The sequence below is a fragment of the Psychrobacter sp. M4 genome (genome assembly GCF_055699795.1).
In genome coordinates, this window is the sequence record NZ_CM146740.1 from 1,292,545 (window position 1) to 1,311,893 (window position 19,349).

Consider the following 19,349-nt stretch of genomic DNA (forward strand, 5'->3'; position numbering starts at 1 on the left):
GCTAAGTAGCGGTCGATACTAACGTCGGTATGGTGATAGTTGAGGTAAAAGGGGCACTATTTTTACTTTCGCTAGTAGGGGTTTGAGTGATAGAGGCTAGTGATTGACCACGGCAAGTATCATCTTGGGGATCAAGTGGTGCGTACTGTTGATAATAATCAACAACTAAGTTCTCAAGAGCCATGTTGGTTTGATCATCATGAGCATTTACATAAGCCTCACGTGCTTGTTCCAACCAGCGCTCTGCCATACGAAAATGAGTGCCAGACTGACGTACACCATATTGGCACTGATCAGCTGCTGCTCGAATCAAAGCTACTTCACTAAAAGCCAGCTCATATGGTGCAGTGATAATACCATTATCGTCTTTTAGGGCGCTGTGTTTCAGGGCACTGATAATTGCCCATAAATCAGGACGCATTAAAGCAGAAAATGACGGAATAGCAGTCACTAGACTTAAAGACTGCTCATTATTAGTTTGTAGCGCTTGTAAGATCATGCTGCTGATGGCTAAGGCATGACTACTAGCCGCCGTTTTACTACCGATGCTATCTTTATAAGCAGCGTAATCAAGCCAAGCTTGAGCTTTGTCAGCAAAATACTGTTGGCGCGCGCTCAAATCTTTTTGTTGATAAAAGCTGAGCTGGGTTTGCATACAATCGATAGTATGCTGATCTTCGCTGTTTTGCTTTGAGAAAGAATACTGGTTTCTATCTTCGCTATAACAATAGCCAACTTGGCTAGTAGCAGTTTTTGGTGCAGGCTTACTATTATGAGTGTCTGTTACTGCTGATACAGGCTGTGAGAACATTACAATGGTTAGTGCCGACAGCATACTATGTAGCGGCTTTTTGTATACGGGCTTTGTTTTTTTATAAGTTATCTGTTCATAAGTAGTCGTTAAAAAACTAAGCATAGCACAAACCTTGTTAATTGATGATCTACAAATTATAGTGCAGAATCATCAATTAAGCGCTTATCTTTGCGCACATTATTGCGTTTAAATAGCTCTTCATCAAACTTAAAGCGCATTCTAAAGTAGGCACCTTCTTGCGTGCTGTCATCGTAAGCGATGTCTTCATCTTCAAAGCCCATAAAGTTATAGCCAAGTGACAACCATAAGTTGGTAATAGGGCTGTAGCCTACTTCGACACCTAGCATATACGATAAGTCGCTAGCTTCATTGTTCCAGTAGCTACCTGCTTGTAGTCCCATATCCCAACGCTCGCTGAGATCATAAAGCCCGCGCACGTAGGCGGCGTGAGCAGTATTGTCGCTTGCGATATCATTAGCTTCATATTGATTGTATTTGCCAGCGTAACGCCCTGACAAAGTCAACGGACGCGTTGGATGATAGTTACCACTCCATGACCATACTAGCGTATCTTTTTGATAAGGGTCAGTACCTGTAGCGTTATCATCTAAGCGGTACTCAAGTTTGGCAAGCATGTCTAGCTGATTGCTATCGTAATCGCGATAGGCGGCGCCAAGCTGAAAACGATTCACCGTACGATGACCGTCATCATAATCGACCTGTGAGTAGATGTCTTTGGCGAGCAAAGTCACCTCAGCAGTATAGCGATAGGCAATACCCGCACTACCAAGTAAAGTATCACTGGTTTCACCCCAGCGTTTTTCTAGACGAGCAGAGGCTTTATAATTTTCTTGGGCTAAATATTCAACCCCAAAACCAGCAGCCGTTGCCGTACTGTCCGCTTCACCTTCTAAGGACTCTACACGTTCAAACAAAGTATTCAGCGTCAAACCTTGCTGTACATACCATTTGTTTTTAAGACCAATAGCAGCTTCCGCTTCACGAGCACTGATCGCATCGCGCATACGGTATTCGCTATAGACCTTGCCATCTTTCATATAAGCGGCATCAAAACCAATCACAGTACGCTGACGCTCATCGGTATCATCAAGGCCATAACTGCCTGATAAGCTATTGATAAGATCATGACGCGCGTAGAGACGGCCTAAATTACCTAGTGGCGTCTCGCCGCCAATAGAGGTAGCATTGCGTGCGCTATGATCGATATCTTGTTCGTATTCAGCGAAAACTAAAGCTTTATTAAGCTTAGGCAGGCGAGCTGTGACACGGGCACGAGCGGTCATGCCTTCTATGTCTTTTTCTAAAGTATTGACCCCATTGAGCGCTGACTGATTAATGATGTCATCGTTAAATATGGTATCTTCTGTGATATCTATCACATCGGTTGCCGCTTGGGTATTACGCGAGGCGGCAGTAGCATCCTGCTTATAGTAACGCAGACCGACCTCGCCAACGATATTTTGGCTAAGGCGCTGCTCAATACTAGCTTGTACGCCTTCACGGCTGGCCTCAGTAGTATGATCGGTTGTGCGTACGCCTTCAAACTTCACTGCTGTCTTTTTATTAGCCAATTTATGAGTAAGGTTGATACCCGATTCAGTACGACCCGCTGTTAATGGTGAGGCACCAGTAACAAAACCTTCATCGGCTTTATTATAATAAGCCTTAGCGCGGGTGCGTTTTTTATCATCGTAGTCAAGCTCTACACGTAGCGCATCACCCGCTTCACGATTACCTGCTAATAGAGCAGCATTGATTTGGTTGCTAGGCTCATAATTAGGATTTTCAGCTTTATTCTTTGCATATTCAGCGACCAGTTTTAATTTATTGTTAAATTTGATAACACTGTTAACGCTGCTAAGCTCTTCTTTGTTGAGCGGATCATCACTATTAATGTAGCTGCCACCAATAGCTACTTTATCGGTCAATTGTTGTTTGGCTGCTACGCCGCCAACCCAATAGTTGTCGCCGCCTTCGTCCACCTCAACAGTGACGCGCAAGTAGATAGGGTTGCCATCGATATCTTGGCTGGCGATAGGGGCTTTGAGATACAAGCTGCGACTAATAGGGTCGATCTCATAATCTGCAAAGCGCGTTAGCGTCTCACGGCGAACGATAAGGCCTGGGTTATCAGCATCGCGAGTAATGACTTCAATGGTTTCAGAGTTCTCAAGCACCGCGTCAAAGTCACCTGCAAGTGGGTAAGGGCCTGAGATGCCAAGGCCACGGGTCTCATTAACCCGCTGTGATGAGCTGGTTTCAGCTGCAAAGGTTGTGATACGCGTATTGCCGTCTTCGAATTGGCCTTTTACCCCCGTTAAAGTACGGTTGTATTGACCAAGTTTGATGCCTTCATCGTTATTTATCTGAGTTTTTAGATCACCATACATAGCAAATGAGCGGCCTTTATCAAGGCGAATATAAAGCTTGCTAGTAGACTGCGCATCAAAGCCTTTAGCTGATGAATCGCCATAGACTGGATAGTATTCGCCAGGCTCGATATCACGAAACAAACGCTCGCCCTTTTTGTCACTATCATAGGCTAGAGTTAGCAGGTAATCGCCGCGTACTTTACCTTTTAAAAACATCGCCGCGCGTCCAGATGCTGCATAGTCGTCACTGCCGGCAAACTCATGCAGCTCTTTTTCAAACGCGCCTTGGGCATCGCTGATTTGACTACCATCGAAATCTTTTAAGGATATGGCACCCTCAACGATACCCACGGCAATCAGGGGACGTAGTTTAGCGGTGAACTGCACTGGAATAACTTGTTTGCTACTACCAGTATCAATAATAAGCTCGCCTTTGCCAGCGGCGTTTGGTGCGATAATTGGGATTAATAACTCACCACCATCGACTGTAGCTTGCACGCCGGCTTGATCTTTATTGCTATCTTTGAGATTGATGCGGCCGATATTGGTATCAATAGTAATAGGCGTTGATGGAATATAAGGTCGGTTATCGCGATCTTTTAGGCTGATGACCACTTGATATTCGCTGACGCCGTCAGCCTCAACCAAATGCTCTTGAGTGCGATAGTTAATAGCTTGCAGACTATCAGGTGCCATGATTTCAATAGTTTGTTCGGAAACAACTTTACCCGCTGTATCTGTGGCAACACCGCGTAGAGTATTGCGTCCACGCTGAAAATTGACAGCGTAGTAGTCAAAGGCCATGACGTTTTGTTGCTCTTGTTCGGCTGTTTTTCCGATTTGCTGCTCTGATACCGCTCTGCCATTGGCATACAGGGTAAAGCTTGTACCTAAAGGAGCTTGTACTTGTACCAGCTGCTTGTATGAATTGAGCTGCTGACCGGTACTTAAGTTAATAAAAGCTACCTCGTTGTTGGCAACTTCTTTTAGGTATTCTTCTAACTCTTTTTCTTTGGGAGGCGCAATAGTATTAATAGTGAGATCAATATGCTTACCCTCAGTACCACTCATATCAGCAACGATCGCTGAATCACACTGGATACCGCGGTCTAATTCGTCATTTGATTTGCAGCCGCTGGCGTCGATATTGTCGACATTATTATGATCATAATTAGGCTCTAGGGTCAGCTCACTTTTGACGGCTTGTTCAAGAGCGTTGTTTTTAGCGCTGATGTTCTTACTGCGTGCGCTAAGCTCCTGATTTAAACGCTCGGTACTGTCGTCTACATTACTAACAATGGCAAAATCGGCACGATGTAGTTCGCCATATTTTAAATCAATAAAGCGGCTACCGGCGTCGCCTGCGTTACGGTTGCTTTGAATGACCAGCACAGTGTCAGTAGGCAGGGTAGTACGATCTACTTTTAATACATGAGTTTTGGCATTGATACCATAAAAGTTGTATTTACCCTCGGGGTCTGTGACTACGAAGTTGCCATTTTCCATGTAGATACGCGCGCCAGCCACGCCAAGCTCACCATCTTCTTTTTGCTGGATACCATCACGGTTGATATCGTGGTAGATTTTACCAACGATGATACCATCGGTATTCATAACCCCGCGGCTGACATCAATTTTCCACTGCGCTTCTCTTGAGATCAAAGTCTTATTGCGCTCATCAGTGCCTTGTGCAGTGGCGCGGTTAATACCGTCACCGCCTAAAGCTGAAGCGCCAACCAGCACACGATAAGTAATATTTTTGCTCTCGCCAATTGCCATATCACCGAGGCCTAAGACTTGGTACTTACCTTCTGCCTTAAATTCAGTGGTTTGAGCTTTATCAATGCGAACACTATCCCCAACATAAGCAAATCCTCGTGGCAACGCGTCTTTTAATTGCACATCGTAAGCGGTCGCTGCTCCATCGTTTTTGACGGTGATGCTATAGTTGACATAGTCGCCAAGCTCAGCCGTTTTAACGTCGCCTTCTTTAATCACTTGTAGGTTGGGAAGCTCATTGACAATAGTAATTTCGCTACTAATCTGCTGATTGATATAGCTTAAATCTGAGCGAGTAGGCTCTTGCTCTAAACCGACAGTAGGGGCGATACAGGCGTCTAAAGTAGCAGTTAGGGTATCACCTTTTAAGGTTTGGATAATATCGTCACCAATTGCGTTGGCGTTGTTTTGTGTAGGTACCGATAGACGATACTTAGCGGTATTATCGCCAGTTTCTAGCGCTTTTAATGAATAAGTATCCCCGGTCATGGGTGAGGTAACCGTAACCCATACTTGATCGAGCTTATCAGACTGTAAATTACACTGCGCGTAACTGGCTTCTATATAGACGTCTTCGCCAACTTGCGAGCTAACTCTACTGCCATTAAAGTCAAAAGTAGTAAAATCAATACCAGGCTCAACGATAATCAGTCTATCAGTCGCTACCGCGGCTACTGATTCATCTTCGACCACAACCGCGTTAATTTTAATACTAGCGGTATCACCATCTTTTACATTAACATCAGTGGTAGCTTGCACAATAAGCTGAATGCTTTGACCTTGATTGAGGTTGATTATTCTATTATCAGTGACTAGAACATCATCTTTATCGATCAAACCGTTTTCATTGATATCTTGATAGACTTTAAAATTAGACAAACTACTTGAATAATCGTAGCTTAAAGTAACAGTTTCATCGCTGTAGCTGTTATTCGTTAGTATATTTTGCCAAGTAATAGTGCTATTAGGGGTTACTGTTTGGATAGCAGGTTGGCTTAACAACAGGTCGTATTCGTTTAACGACGAGGCTTGCACCTGTACTTTATTTGAATTGCTAGAAAATAGTAGACCTTTATTATTATTGATATAAAACTGCGCATTGGCAATATTGTCAATAATATTTAGTACAGTAGAAGGAGCTGCTGTAGCAGAGTTTGATTGCATGACTAGCATAGCTGCAGTTAATGCAGATAACTTCGCTGCCTTGACTGATAGACGAGTAGACTGAGCTATACCATGAAATGTCATATTATGTAATTATCCAATCAAAAAATACAGTAGTGATCCTGGCTTACAAATGAATCTAGTTAATCCAAGTAAAGATAATTGTGACGTTATTCGTAACTCTGATTACAAATAACGCCGTACAAAAGTAAGCTATTTATTTAGTACTTCTCATACTAAATTAAGGGGTTGTGGTGCCATCTGGATTGATTTTTACTGCAAACACCATAGCGGCATATTTTTGTGGGGCAAGACTGTTAACAGTACCGCTAACAGCAGTAGAGCTAGCCGTGGCTCCGTAAGTATTGTCAGTAGGTAGTACGTTGGCATCAGCAACCTCAGCAAGCCTAATAGTAAAAGCAGGAGAGGTGCTTGTTGTCAGTACTTGCGCTTTATTATTAAAGCGTGCCGTCGTATCGCTTATAACAAGATCGTTGAAAGTAAAGCGAGCATCTGCGTTCGAAAAATTATTAAAAGCGGTGATCTTATAGACGATACAATTTCCAGGTGAAGCGGCGACATCGGCTTGTGTAAACGTAAGAGACGTACTAGCTGCACAAGTCTCATTTAGTGCCTGCTCTTTAAGTAGCTTGAGCCCTTTTACTGTTGTCGTATTTTTGGCGATGCGTTCCCCCAAAGTCGGTACATCTTGTCCGCCAAGCACTAGTGTGACTGTAGTTGTTTCAGTAGTATCGATAATGGCTTTATCTGACTCTACTTTATAGGTAATCGTTACTATTGAATTTGGCGCCATACCTGTCCAAGGCGGTGCACCATTTTTAGGTACAGCAGTGCTTAGATCATTATCACCATTGACATCACGCGTTATGGTATAAACAGCGTTAGGAGTATTGGGATTGTTATCAGCGTCATAGATCAGCTCAACTGATCCAGTAACCACTGTTACTTTATTATTAGCATTAGGAGTAATAGTAAACTTCACTTCGCCCGGCTTGTCGCCTTCTACTTCTTTACCCGTATTGCTAAGGATTACAGAATGAGTGACCTGCGTGCTTTCTGTAGTACTGGTAGGAATCTCTTTTTTGGTAGGCGACACAATACTAAGTGCACGCTGATTAGCAACCAAGGGCGCTGCTGAATCACTACCTGTCGTCGTGTTAGTAGTACCATCAGTCACTTCACTGTCATCACCAGCTGGATAAAACACGTTGGTATTTTGCTTGGGATCGGTTCCGTCAGTACTATCATAAATAACCTGATTTTCACCAAGATCTAAGCTTACAGAAGCATGGTTGATGACATTTTTAGGATTGGTAAGGGTTTCGTTTTGATCCTTTTGTACATCAAATGTGATAGTTGCTTCTTGACCAGGCTCTAAATTTAACAAAGTCACTCTAACGCTATCGTCTGCGCTGCTGCTGCCCTTACCCTCATTACCAGGTACGATAGTGGCATTGTTGCTTACACTAAGATTAGGCTGATCAGCTAAGCGCAGGCCTTCTGGTAAACCATCAAAAACTATAATGTTGTTAGCATTAGCAGCGTAAGAGGCTGTCTCATCGTTACGAACCTTGATGGTATAGGTGACTTTTGAGCTTGGGTCATTGAGGTTTAGCGTACTGCTCACCTTACTAGTAATCTTGAACACAGGCACTTTAGTGATACTGTTGTTGATATTAGTCAAAGTAGCTTTGGTAGTATCACTATTGGTAAAGAAAGTACTAGCAGCTGATAACGTTAGGTTTTGCGAGTTACCACCAACGTTTCCTACTGTTTTTGCTGAGATTAAGATATCAGCATGCTCATTAGGTTTAAGGACAATATTGGTATTTTGAAAATCAGTACCAGTAACCGTGGTAGCTTTTTTTACGGTGCCATCGGCGTTGTAAACAGTATAAGTAACGTTAGTAGCTGCCAAATCATAAGAGCTTGCATCCTGAGTACTACCTGGGATAGTACCTCCTTGAGCTAAGCTGAGAGTATAAGTATCCTCGACGTTACCTGAGTTGGTTAAGGTATGGTTAAAAGCCACGCGTCCTTTAGGAGTGACAATAGCTGAACGATTATAATCATCGGTAGCGTTGCCGTCGTCATTTTTAGCAGTCAAACTAAACGCTGCACTTTGCGTAATATTGACGGTGACCTTATTAGATTGAACCGGAGTTTGTGCAATAGCGCCTATTTTGTAGGTAGCGGTAGCTACGTTATCAATAGTAGGGGTTGAGGCAGCTGCAGATTCAGCAGCATTTGCAGTACTGACTATACCAAGAGAAGCTGCAATACCAACAGTTAACATTGAATATTTAAAGGTACTGGATTTCATCCAGGGAATCTCCTAATTAAAGAACAAAAGTTTATAAGAATTGATTAATGAATTAATTGACAATAGTGTTTAGTGATACGTCAGCTAGTTTGTTTGCTGGCAGCCATTTAATATTCCAGCGTAGTGCCTTGTATTCTGATAAGGGAATAGCGACTACCTTGCCATCTACCTTGCGTACCAACGGCATGTCAGCATAATTTTTGCCATCAATAGTGGCTTGTGCACTGCTTGGTTTGGCTTCACCTGTAAAGATCATGTTGGCAGGTATAGGAAGGGTTACTGCGACATCACTGATAGGCTGATCGATGATGTTAGTGTAGATAGCACGGTACTGTACGGTTTCTCCTTTTTGAGCATTTGATGCTGGGATGTAGCTAATCTTGCCGTCAGCCGTCTTTACAACTTTATTGGCCTGTAGCTCCATTTTTAGAGCGTCTGCTGCATAAGAGACATTCATCAAGGACGCAGATACAGTGAAAGCTATAAGAGCATGGCGTAAAAATTTAAAAGGTTTCATGAGAGTTTCCTTGAGTGAATAGGTTTTACTTACACTGCTTTTTTACTTGCTATATAGGACTAAATACTACTGAGAGCTTGTTAATAAAATTAAACATAAATTGATTATTTATTATTACAAAATGTCTACAATAAATCAGTAAAAAGCAGATAAGTGGTGCTTATAAGTCAGTTAACGGATGTAAGATTTCATCAAATTAATTTGCTACTCGTGTCTTTTAAAGCCTTATTAATCAGTAATTAAACCCATACTGTATGGCTCGTCGATATAAGATTCGCTAAACACAATATATTTGTTGCAATATGCATGCCTAAAAATACAAATGTAGTAATAAAGTAACTTATAGATTTATTTGTGGACTAGCAAAGTTGGACTTTATAACTATATAAATGAATTGTTTTTACTGTTATATAAATTTGAGATGACGGCTAGAGAACTGATTTTTGAGGTAAAGATAAAAATAGAAGCTTTCTTAATTCACGACCAAGAAAGCTTTATACAGATAAGATCCGATCGAAAAGCTCTAAGCAGAATTAATTGATGCCAGTTTGAGATATCTTAGTTGAGAATTTGATGGTTCCCGATTCTTGCGGCGCTAACGTAGCGAAGATGCCTTTAACTGTAGATCCAGTTGTGTCGTTAGTGGCTGAGGTCGGCGTTGCTACAAAGTCATTACGATAGGTTGCTCTGGCATCAATATTATCTGAGATCTGTAAAGCGCTAATATTAATGCCACTACCTGCTGAGAAGGTGTTCTTTGCAGCAAGTTTATAGAAGACACACTGACCGGCGGTGGCAGTAACGTTGGTTTGTGACCAGCGACTATCGTTGTTAGGAATGCTTGTTATCGCAGTTGTACAATCCGCCACAGTTTGAAATTTTTGTAAATTGATACCTTGCATAGTCGTGGTAGAGGTCGTATTGACACTAGCTGGCGCAGGAGTGCCAGATACAGGGCCTTGCGGTAGTACGCTGACCGTCATAGTCTCAAAGTTACCAAGATTATTAGTATTACCTGCAAGATTACTACCTGAACCAGTAGTTGCCACTTCTACGCCAATTTTGACAAAAGCACCAGGCGCTATGCCTGTAGCTCGTGCAGCGTTTAAATCATAGCTACTATCAGAATCTGACGTTAAGATTGTCTCGCCAGTATTAAAGATACCATCGTTATTTGCATCTACGAACACACGAGTGATTTTGATATTGGGATCATCAGGATTACTGTTATTGCTAGAGGCTGTTGGTTTTATTGATAGCTTAACTGCATTAGTAGTGGCCGCTTCTACAATATCTGTACCATTATTGGTAATCGTGTAGAGGTATGTATTGCCAGTGCTTTGTAGGGCTACTTCCTTATTAGTGCCAGGGCTGATAGCTAAAGCTCGCGATTGATTACTGGTAGTAATGGTAGCTTGGGTATTATCATCTTTACCCACTGCAGGATTGGCAGGATCTTCGTAATTTTTTTCAGTAACGCCGCCAGCACCATCGCCTGAGCTATCGATAAGATCAAAAGTCCCGTTGTCCTTGGTACTATCTTTTATGACAGCATAGTTAGTAATATTGGTACCACTAGCAGGCGTCGTTGCGTCTTTTTTGGCACGAAAGGTTACGGTAATGGTTTCGCCCATTTTGATGTTCTGATTCGTTACCGTAATGTCTTTACCATTGGTTGAGATAACAGCAGTTTGAGCGCTACTGCCGCTAGTAGCACTCACTGTAGGTGCTTTATAGTTAGATTCTGAAGGGCGTATAGCAATCAAGCCTACTGGCAAGGTATCAGTAATGCTTACTGCAGTGCCAGCGCTATTACCTTCGTTTTTTACAGTAACCGTATAATCGACATAAGCATTGGCGTTATTAACATCGAATGTTTTGTTACCAAGGTTAGTGGTAGCCGATTTAGTAATGGCATAAACGGGCGTGATAGTAATAGCGTTATTAGTGTTGACCGCTCTTCTATTTTCTCCCGTTTGTCCTTTTGCTGTTAAATAGGCACTGGTTGCTGACACAGTAAAAGAGGTATTAGCATTAACAAAACGATCGACATTCGTAGTAGCAGTGATAATAATATCAGCGCTTTGGGTTGCCTTTAAGGTTATCGTACCTCCAATATTCACTGTTTCAAGACTACCTACATTGGCACCACTAGAATCTTTTATTTGATATTTAATAGCAGCGCTAGCCGGCACACTATTTGATGGATTGGCTAGCATAATAGTATAGGTGTCAGTGACATTACCATCGTTAGTCAGTCTATGGGTAAAATCTACACTAGAACCTGCTTGCGGATTAATAGGTCTATCTTTATTGGCATCATCATTAGGTACATCATCGGCGCTAGTAGCTATTAAACTAAAGGCTCCGGTTTCAGTGACGCTGACGGTCACCTCGTTTGATTCGGCTCTTTGCTCAGTTGTATTGTTAGCGACAGTATAGGTAGCAGTAGCTTTGTTTTTAACCATAAAAGCATCTTCAGCGCTATAAGTTACCTCAGCGGCATTGACGTTAGACACACTCATCGCAGCTACTATACCGGTAGTTAATACTGAGTATTTAAATAAATTTGGCTTCATAAGATGGTTCTCCTCAAGACATGACATAAATGATCAAAGGGCTAAATTTGATATTTTTACAAACAAGTAAATTACTTACACTGTATCTACAATAAGTAGAACATTGTTGAAATATAACTATTTGTATATTATTTATTATCAATATATAGAGAAGATAAGACTATTGCTGCTAAAGTCAGATAGATGGATAGATAGAATAGTTGAGCGGTAATAAGAGAAAATAAAGCGTTATACTAATAAAAGTTGCAAGCGGCTCAAAGAAAAGTAAGGTATAGAGCTGATAGAAGATGTACAGATATAGGACAGCTTGATAGCGTCAAAAGCCTATCAAGCTGATAAAGAAGAATAGATATTAGTTTGACTGTGTCGAGCCGTATTGGGTATTGAAGTAAAAAGAGCGTTTACTTCTTTTAGGCAGCGTTAAAGATATAGTTCTAATAGTCCCGTTTTGACCTTTTACAAGACCATCATTAAAATCACCAGCTACACGTACAGGATCTGCTAATACAGAGGTGACCTTAGGTGCACTAGGATCGGCAGGGTTCTTTTTCTGTAGCGTATCTTGCATAACAAAATCATCGACACTAACATTTGCACGGTTAGTCGCTGTGATCTTGTAGGCAATACATTGACCCGGTCTAATATCAGCGCCTGCTCCAGTGGTCGAGCTAGAAAGAGCCTCTTTGCTATAATTTAGACGAGTAAAATCGGTGAATCTGCAGTTATTTGCTGCCTGTTCTTTTTCTAGTACTAGAGCGACGTTCTTGGCGATAACTCGGCCAAAGTCGTTGTTCAGATAACTATATCTATTGGCGGTTAGCGCAACGACTTGCCTATCGGGAGTAGTGCGGATAGGGTAAGTGGGACTTACATTGCTGTTGGTTTCAATAAGACAGACAGAGTTATTACCTGCCAAAGCAGAGCTGGCTACTATGATCTGATATCTTCCTATACTGCTACCAGTAGCTTCCACAGTTTGTGTAGCATAAACGCTGCTGGGATTGGCGCAATTAACTAAACTTACTGTACTAGCTGCTATACCAGTTTCAACAGATGGGTTAAATACGCCATTGAAATAGTTGGTATTATTATAAGCCCCGCTATCTATAACTGCATTTCTATCATTGGCCTGAGCATCAGAGATACCGCCATTATCGTTGAATACAGTACCTGAAAAAATATAGTTTGGGCTATTAGTAAGAGTACAGGTGATCTCATCTCCATAATTGGTATTAGCCAACGTAAATGAGCGAGTACCTGCTGCCGCATTATAAACGGTTGCACCGCTTGGCATAACTGTAGTGCTGCCAGTAGTCGCATTACTACAACTGTAATTGGCGCTATAGTTGCCCATGTCACCATTGATCACGCGCTCAGTAACTGTATAGGTAGTGTTCTCGGCCAGCTTCAACGCAGGATTGTTACTGCCATTACTTATTGCCGAACCAGTTCCTGTAGTGGTAAAACTATTAGTTACTATGGTGCCACCGGTGACCTGAATTTGAAATTGATCGCTACTTGCTACTCGCGTACCGTTAAGTCTTTTTTCTACGATTAATTTGGGCGGAGCAAGACAAAAGTAAAAGTCGGAATAACCTATAGCGTGAGGACTATTTCTTTGAGAAAGTATATTTTTATGTTTTAAATTTAGTAAAACATCGGCAAGGTTGTAGTTCCAAGTTGCATCAATGTTGCATCCTCCAGCACCGCAGTTTTGTCCTTCACGAGCCGTTACAATATTTTGAGCTGCGTTTCTGGTATGAAAAGTATTATTAAATGTCAGTTGACCTTTGCTAGTAGAAACGTCAACTTCTTCAATATAAGGTACTTGTCCGCTACTACCAGTCGAGTCCAAATCTTGTATTTTGTAGCCGACTTTACTTACTGGCCGGTTCACACTGACATCTAAAACATGATTTGTCTTGGCAGCAGGAGAATCATGAAGTAGGTTGATGGCATTGGTAGTCGCACCATTTAAACTACCAAAGAAAGGCGGTGTACTATTGTTAGCAAAAGTACTATTAAGATCTACTACTGATGAAAACCTAAAGTTGAATACTTTGTTACCAGAAGGTTCTGTAAACGTAAAAGCTTTAGTAGTGTTTCCAGAAGTCCAGCTGAGAGCTTGAGAGATTACAGGCGCTGCTTGAGTAGACGCCGGAGGATTGGCACCAACATAGTACATTTTATGACCAGCGGGACAAGTACCAACAGTGGAGGTGTCAGTAGATTCAAAGCTGGCATGAGCACTATTAACACCACTACTAAATGCGGTAATCAACAAAGCTGCTACTATACATTGTAAGGGTTTAGACACTACAAACCGACGTCTTATACACTCTTTTATGTTTATATTATTTTGCATTTAATACCCTTACGGTCTGTTAAAGGTTTCTAAGTCAGAACGTCTTTAATAATGAATTATACTAATTACTAACCGTTGTATCGTACTTAGTATTGAAATACAAAGTGGCTAAAGTCGGACTTCCTGATACTTTTGCTAAACTGAACGCGTTTGAGACAACACGGTCATTTGAGACGATTTTACCATTTGCATCCAAGGTCACTGAGTTATTATTACTAAAAACTTGCGCAGGATTGCCTTCTGGTAATGGCAAATGAAATTTAGATTGAGTAGGAATTTTTTGTAATACGTCTGTGATTTGTACTTCAGACAAGTCAGTATTGCCGCGATTATAGGCTTCAATTTTATAGGCGATGCATTTGCCAGGTTCGACATTGCGTGCAGGATTCATACTAAAGCCAGTACTTGGATTAGTTGTACTTTGATTGATAGAGGTGTAGTTGAGATTGTCATTGCAGTCTTGTACATATTGATATTTTTTAAGCACTAGTGCAGCGTTTTCGGCTTTCACTTCACCAAAATCAATGTTTGAATAATTATAATCACCGCGAGTGATCGTAATTTGCTTTTTGTTAGCAGTGGTATCGATATTATAGTCCCAGCTACTTGGCTCAACTTCCACCAAACAAACATTTTGACCTACTGTTAGCGTATTTGGCAATACGTTAAAACGATACTTGCCAGTACTGGAGAGTGTTTGAGGCGTTGTACCAGTGATGTCGTTACCACTATTACAGTCGGTTAGCCGTACTTGCAAGTTAGGGTCAGTAATTTCTGACTCGTTGTCCTCGCGTACACCATTGAAGTAGCCTCTGTTGCCAGTAAAGGTAGCAGAAGTATCAAGTCGGGTAGCAGGGCTAGCTGTAATACCGCCATTATCATTAAATACCGAACCTGAAAAAACATAAATAGGCTTACTTTCAACCCCAAAACTTATCCATTCATTGTAAGTCTCACCCACGACGTCCGCTTCAATAGCACTATTACCTTTCATTATGCCTTCATAGGTTAAAGTAACACTTTTGGCATTTTGTACTGCCATCACGTAGTTGCTATCGCTGTTTGCAATGCCGTAGCTAACATAACTGCCGCCATTACTAATGGGAGTATTAGTACTAAGAGCAGAGTAGGTAGTCTGGTTATTGGGGCTGGTAGACGTGGACTTTAAAATGTTCTCAAAGGTAGCTGGCGCGGGTAATGTGCCTCTTTTTTGACCAGCTGCAAACGTGACATTTCCATTGGTAAGCGTAGGCGTAAAAGAGCTGCTATTGCCGTTACCGTTAAGCGCGGTAAGACTATAATAATATAGATCATTTCTGTTTGGATCATCGACGCGTAGTTGGGGAGAGACAGTCGAGTTGTTGGAGCTAAAACTATTACCGCTGAGTTTTTGACCCATAAAATAATCACCCATAGCGCCAAAAAAGTAGTTAACGCTTGGATTTTCTAAAACAGTCGCTCTAGCTGGAAAAGTGAATTGTTCATTGGTAGCAAAGTCTGTATAACTTAGGCTCTGGCGTGCTACTTCCGAATTTCCTCCTGTGTTATAGCTAGTCTGTCCAATCTTGATCGTGTGAATAGAGTTTTTATCTGTAGGCGTAATAGTAATGGTATAGCTAAATTTGTCTCTATCGCTGGTGGTATTACTTTGATTTTGAATCATAATGCCATTGTTGCCAGGCGTGAAAATAGCATTGCTTTGATAGCCGCTCATCTCTTTACGAACAATAGTAAAAGTGCCCGTAGCACCCGCAGACGTGGTATAAGAACCAGAGGCACTACCGTTACTTGAAGTGGTAGACGTAGACAGAGTAAAGGTACCCATATTCGCTGGTATGGCCTGCGCTATTAAGGGCATGATAAAAAATAGCAAAGCTAAAACAGGCCTGACACAGATGCGGTGTGCTGTTATTATATTTGTAGGCGTAATTACAGAGGTAAGTGTAGGGCGTGAAGCCATAGGTCGTCCTAGTTGTAGATGTTAAAGCAGACAATCAATAGCACTATTTACAAGAAAATAGCTTTCGACAAAACACAGATTTTAGTAAAACACAGCAAGAATAGTTCCAACTTCTATCATAAGGTCTATTATATTATTATGATAAATGACTTGAACTTAGATCATAGTAAGGCTGAAGACAATATTTGTAGGTTTCCTAATAGTGGGTTTTTAGCTTTAAGTCATTAAAGTGGTAGCTATGTTTTACTATATAAAGTAAGTTAACAACTGTACTTTATTTTAGTAATTATTTATTTGATTACTAATCATTATTTACTTAAAAAATACTTACCATATGGTCATTTTTTTACAGCCATAAACATCTACACAATAAGGGACTATAATAAGCTACTGTAATCGTTTAATTTTAATCATAAAGATATAGCTGCTGATATGATTATCCAGATTAGTAGTTGTTTTTAACTTAAATTTAGATAACGGAATACTCAAGCAAAATATGGAAGTTGCAAAGCAAACTGTTTTCTCTTCATCCTATTTCACAACCGCCTGCTACTATTCAGGAACGACTAATATAAAAGAAGGATAGACAACAATGAATTACTATAAGGATGCTGATAACTTAGAGACTCAAGAATGGCTCGATGCTTTTGAGTCGGTCATCAAGCATGCAGATAAGGATCGCGCGCAGTTCTTGCTAAAAGCGCTATACAATATGGCCGTACAAGAAGGGCTGCCATTCAATCGCCTAGATACTGCATATATTAATACTATTGCGGTTGAAGACGAGCCTATGTATCCTGGCGATTTAACTATCGAGCGCAAAATTCGTGCTTTGATTCGCTACAACGCTTTAGCTATGGTAATGCGCGCCAATCAAAATGACGATGATTTGGGTGGGCACTTGGCAACATTTGCCTCAAGTGCTACTTTATATGAGACTGGTTTTAATCACTTTTTCCGTGCAGCAAATGACAACTTTGGCGGCGATATGGTTTACTACCAAGGTCACTCAGCACCAGGTATCTACGCTCGCTCTTATTTAGAGGGCCGCTTGGATGAAGAGCAGTTAGAAAACTTCCGCCGTGAAATTGGCGGTAAAGGGTTATCAAGCTACCCGCACCCTTACTTGATGCCAGATTATTGGCAGTTCCCAACGGTATCTATGGGTCTTGGCCCGATTATGTCTATTTATCATGCCCACGTGCATCGCTACTTAGAAAACCGCGGCCTGCTTGAAAGAGAAGATCGCAAAATCTGGACGTTTATCGGTGATGGTGAGACGGATGAGCCAGAAACTTTAGGTGCCATCTCACTTGCTGGCCGTGAAAAGCTAGATAATCTTATTTGGGTGATCAACTGTAACTTGCAGCGTCTTGATGGTCCAGTACGCGGTAATGGTAAAATTATTCAAGAGCTTGAATCAGTATTTCGCGGTGCCGGCTGGCGAGTGATCAAGGTAATTTGGGGTGGTAATTGGGATACGCTGCTCGATAAAGATGAAACTGGCGTGCTTAAGCATCGGATGGAAGAAACGGTTGATGGGGAGTACCAGTTGTATGAAGCGCGTACCCCTGACTTTACTCGTGAGCATTTCTTCAATAAATATCCAGAACTAAAAGAGATGGCAGATGAGCTATCGGATGAAGATATCTCACGTCTAGATCGTGGCGGTCATGATCCTACGAAAGTTTACGCCGCTTTTAGTGAAGCGATGAAAACCAAAGGTCAACCGACCGTTGTGTTGGTCAAAACCGTTAAAGGTTATGGTTTATCTACCCAAACCCAAGCGGTCAATAAAGCCCACCAAATCAAAAAACTTGATCAAGAATCGCTGGTTTACTTCCGCGATCGTTTTGATCTGCCCTTTACTGATGAGCAATTAGAGACTTTGCCGTTCTATCGTCCCAAAGAAGATTCGGCTGAGATGAAGTATCTAAAAGGTCGCCGTGAGGCACTTGGCGGTCATCTGCCTAATCGCCGTAGTGGTCATATTCCGCTCCCTATTCCTGATTTATCTATCTTTGATCGCGTGCTCAAAGGCAGCAATGGCAAAGAGCAATCGACCACTATGGTGTTCGTGCGTTTATTATCCGCCATGCTAAAAAACAAGGACATCCAAGACCGCGTTGTACCTATCGTACCGGATGAGGCGCGTACCTTTGGTCTAGAGGGTATGTTCCGTCAGCTCGGTATTTACTCCGCTTCTGGTCAGAAATATACACCAGAAGATAGTGAGGCGCTCATGGGTTATAAAGAAGCCCAAGACGGTCATATGTTGGAAGAGGGCATTAATGAGGCCGGTGCAATGAGTACTTGGATTGCGCTCGCAACTAGCTATTCGATTAATGCTCTGCCCATGATTCCTTTATACATTTATTACTCTATGTTTGGTTTTCAGCGTGTTGGCGATCTGGCATGGGCGGCAGGTGACTGTCAAGCGCAAGGCTTCTTATTAGGCGGTACAGCGGGGCGTACCACGCTAAATGGTGAGGGCTTACAGCATCAAGATGGTCATTCACAAATCTTGTTCAACTCTATCCCTAACTGCGTCAGCTATGATCCTTGTTTTGGTTATGAGCTGGCCGTCATTATGCATGATGGTCTACGCCGGATGTATGCAGATGGCGAGCGCATTTATTACTACTTAACGCTCATGAACGAAAACTACGAGCAACCTGCGATGCCAGAAGGCGTTGAAGAGGGTATTAAGCGCGGTATGTACCTGATTGAAGATAATGGCTCAAGCCAAGTTCAGTTATTAGGCTCAGGAGTAATCCTGCGCGAAGTACAAAAAGCGGCTCAAATTTTAAAAGATGAGTTCAACATCATTGCCAACGTCTGGAGCGTGACTAGCTTTAACGAGCTGACCCGCGATGGTATGGCTTGCGATGATTATAACCGCTTGCATCCCATGGAAGAAGAAAAGGTGCCTTGGGTCACTGAATTGCTAGCGCCGCATGAAGGGGTGGTGGTTGCCGCAACCGATTATATGCGTAATTATTCTGAGCAAATCCGAGCTTGGTTGCCTGACAATCGTCCTTATACGACGCTTGGTACAGATGGTTATGGCCGCTCAGATACGCGTGAAAAGCTACGCAGTTTCTTCCATGTTGATGCCGCTCACATTGTGGTAGCTACGCTTAAACGCTTGGCAGATGAAGGTGAGGTTGAGATGCGTTTGGTAAAAGACGCTATTTCAAGTTTCGGTATTGATGCCGATCAGCCCCCTGCATGGCAGCAGCAGCCCTATTATGATCACTTCCCAGACGCACCAGCACCAGACTCTGACAATATTAAGCCGTCACCTGTCCCTGAGTTTGTCGACGAAGATGACGATGAGATCAGCAGTGAAGGCCGCGCAGAAGATGAAGCCGATGCTAATTTGCTTAATGATAGCGATGTCGAAGAAAAATAATCAAATAAATATAAGACAT

General features: G+C 42.0%; 8 protein-coding genes. 1 reads left to right on the forward strand and 7 read right to left on the reverse strand.

The window, feature by feature from the left end; all coding sequences use genetic code 11:
• Position 1 precedes the first annotated feature (1 nt).
• The 7 genes from ACR63N_RS05460 to ACR63N_RS05490 all read right to left on the reverse strand — a co-directional run bounded on the left by ACR63N_RS05460 (position 2) and on the right by ACR63N_RS05490 (position 15,915).
• A complete protein-coding gene (locus ACR63N_RS05460) occupies positions 2 to 916 on the reverse strand; it encodes a hypothetical protein (RefSeq protein WP_472782558.1) in 915 nt (304 codons plus the stop codon).
• Positions 917 to 948: 32 nt separating this feature from the next.
• Positions 949 to 6,234, reverse strand: coding sequence for a hypothetical protein (locus ACR63N_RS05465; protein WP_472782559.1), 5,286 nt, complete (start codon positions 6,232 to 6,234; stop codon positions 949 to 951).
• 157 nt (positions 6,235 to 6,391) lie between these two features.
• A complete protein-coding gene (locus ACR63N_RS05470) occupies positions 6,392 to 8,494 on the reverse strand; it encodes a hypothetical protein (RefSeq protein ID WP_472782560.1) in 2,103 nt (700 codons plus the stop codon).
• Between the two features lie 52 nt (positions 8,495 to 8,546).
• On the reverse strand, positions 8,547 to 9,011 hold the full coding sequence (locus ACR63N_RS05475) for a hypothetical protein (protein ID WP_472782561.1): 465 nt from the start codon (positions 9,009 to 9,011) through the stop codon (positions 8,547 to 8,549).
• Between the two features lie 533 nt (positions 9,012 to 9,544).
• A complete protein-coding gene (locus ACR63N_RS05480; RefSeq protein ID WP_472782562.1) occupies positions 9,545 to 11,590 on the reverse strand; it encodes a hypothetical protein in 2,046 nt (681 codons plus the stop codon).
• 352 nt (positions 11,591 to 11,942) lie between these two features.
• Positions 11,943 to 13,955 (reverse strand): hypothetical protein, encoded by a 2,013-nt coding sequence (locus tag ACR63N_RS05485; protein WP_472782563.1) that lies wholly within the window; start codon positions 13,953 to 13,955, stop codon positions 11,943 to 11,945.
• A gap of 61 nt (positions 13,956 to 14,016) precedes the next feature.
• Positions 14,017 to 15,915 (reverse strand): hypothetical protein, encoded by a 1,899-nt coding sequence (locus ACR63N_RS05490; RefSeq protein WP_367106085.1) that lies wholly within the window; start codon positions 15,913 to 15,915, stop codon positions 14,017 to 14,019.
• Positions 15,916 to 16,507: 592 nt separating this feature from the next.
• On the opposite strand from ACR63N_RS05490, the gene aceE reads away from it, so the two are divergent.
• Positions 16,508 to 19,330 (forward strand): pyruvate dehydrogenase (acetyl-transferring), homodimeric type, encoded by a 2,823-nt coding sequence (gene aceE / locus ACR63N_RS05495; RefSeq protein WP_367111082.1) that lies wholly within the window; start codon positions 16,508 to 16,510, stop codon positions 19,328 to 19,330.
• Positions 19,331 to 19,349 lie beyond the last annotated feature (19 nt).

What these genes read in the sequence shown, in the direction of transcription:
- ACR63N_RS05460 (WP_472782558.1), bottom strand. Translation starts at nt 916, where the DNA reads ATGCTTAGTTTTTTAACGACTACTTATGAACAGATAACTTATAAAAAA.
- ACR63N_RS05465 (WP_472782559.1), bottom strand. Translation starts at nt 6,234, where the DNA reads ATGACATTTCATGGTATAGCTCAGTCTACTCGTCTATCAGTCAAGGCA.
- ACR63N_RS05470 (WP_472782560.1), bottom strand. Translation starts at nt 8,494, where the DNA reads ATGAAATCCAGTACCTTTAAATATTCAATGTTAACTGTTGGTATTGCA.
- ACR63N_RS05475 (WP_472782561.1), bottom strand. Translation starts at nt 9,011, where the DNA reads ATGAAACCTTTTAAATTTTTACGCCATGCTCTTATAGCTTTCACTGTA.
- ACR63N_RS05480 (WP_472782562.1), bottom strand. Translation starts at nt 11,590, where the DNA reads ATGAAGCCAAATTTATTTAAATACTCAGTATTAACTACCGGTATAGTA.
- ACR63N_RS05485 (WP_472782563.1), bottom strand. Translation starts at nt 13,955, where the DNA reads ATGCAAAATAATATAAACATAAAAGAGTGTATAAGACGTCGGTTTGTA.
- ACR63N_RS05490 (WP_367106085.1), bottom strand. Translation starts at nt 15,915, where the DNA reads ATGGCTTCACGCCCTACACTTACCTCTGTAATTACGCCTACAAATATA.
- aceE (WP_367111082.1), top strand. Translation starts at nt 16,508, where the DNA reads ATGAATTACTATAAGGATGCTGATAACTTAGAGACTCAAGAATGGCTC.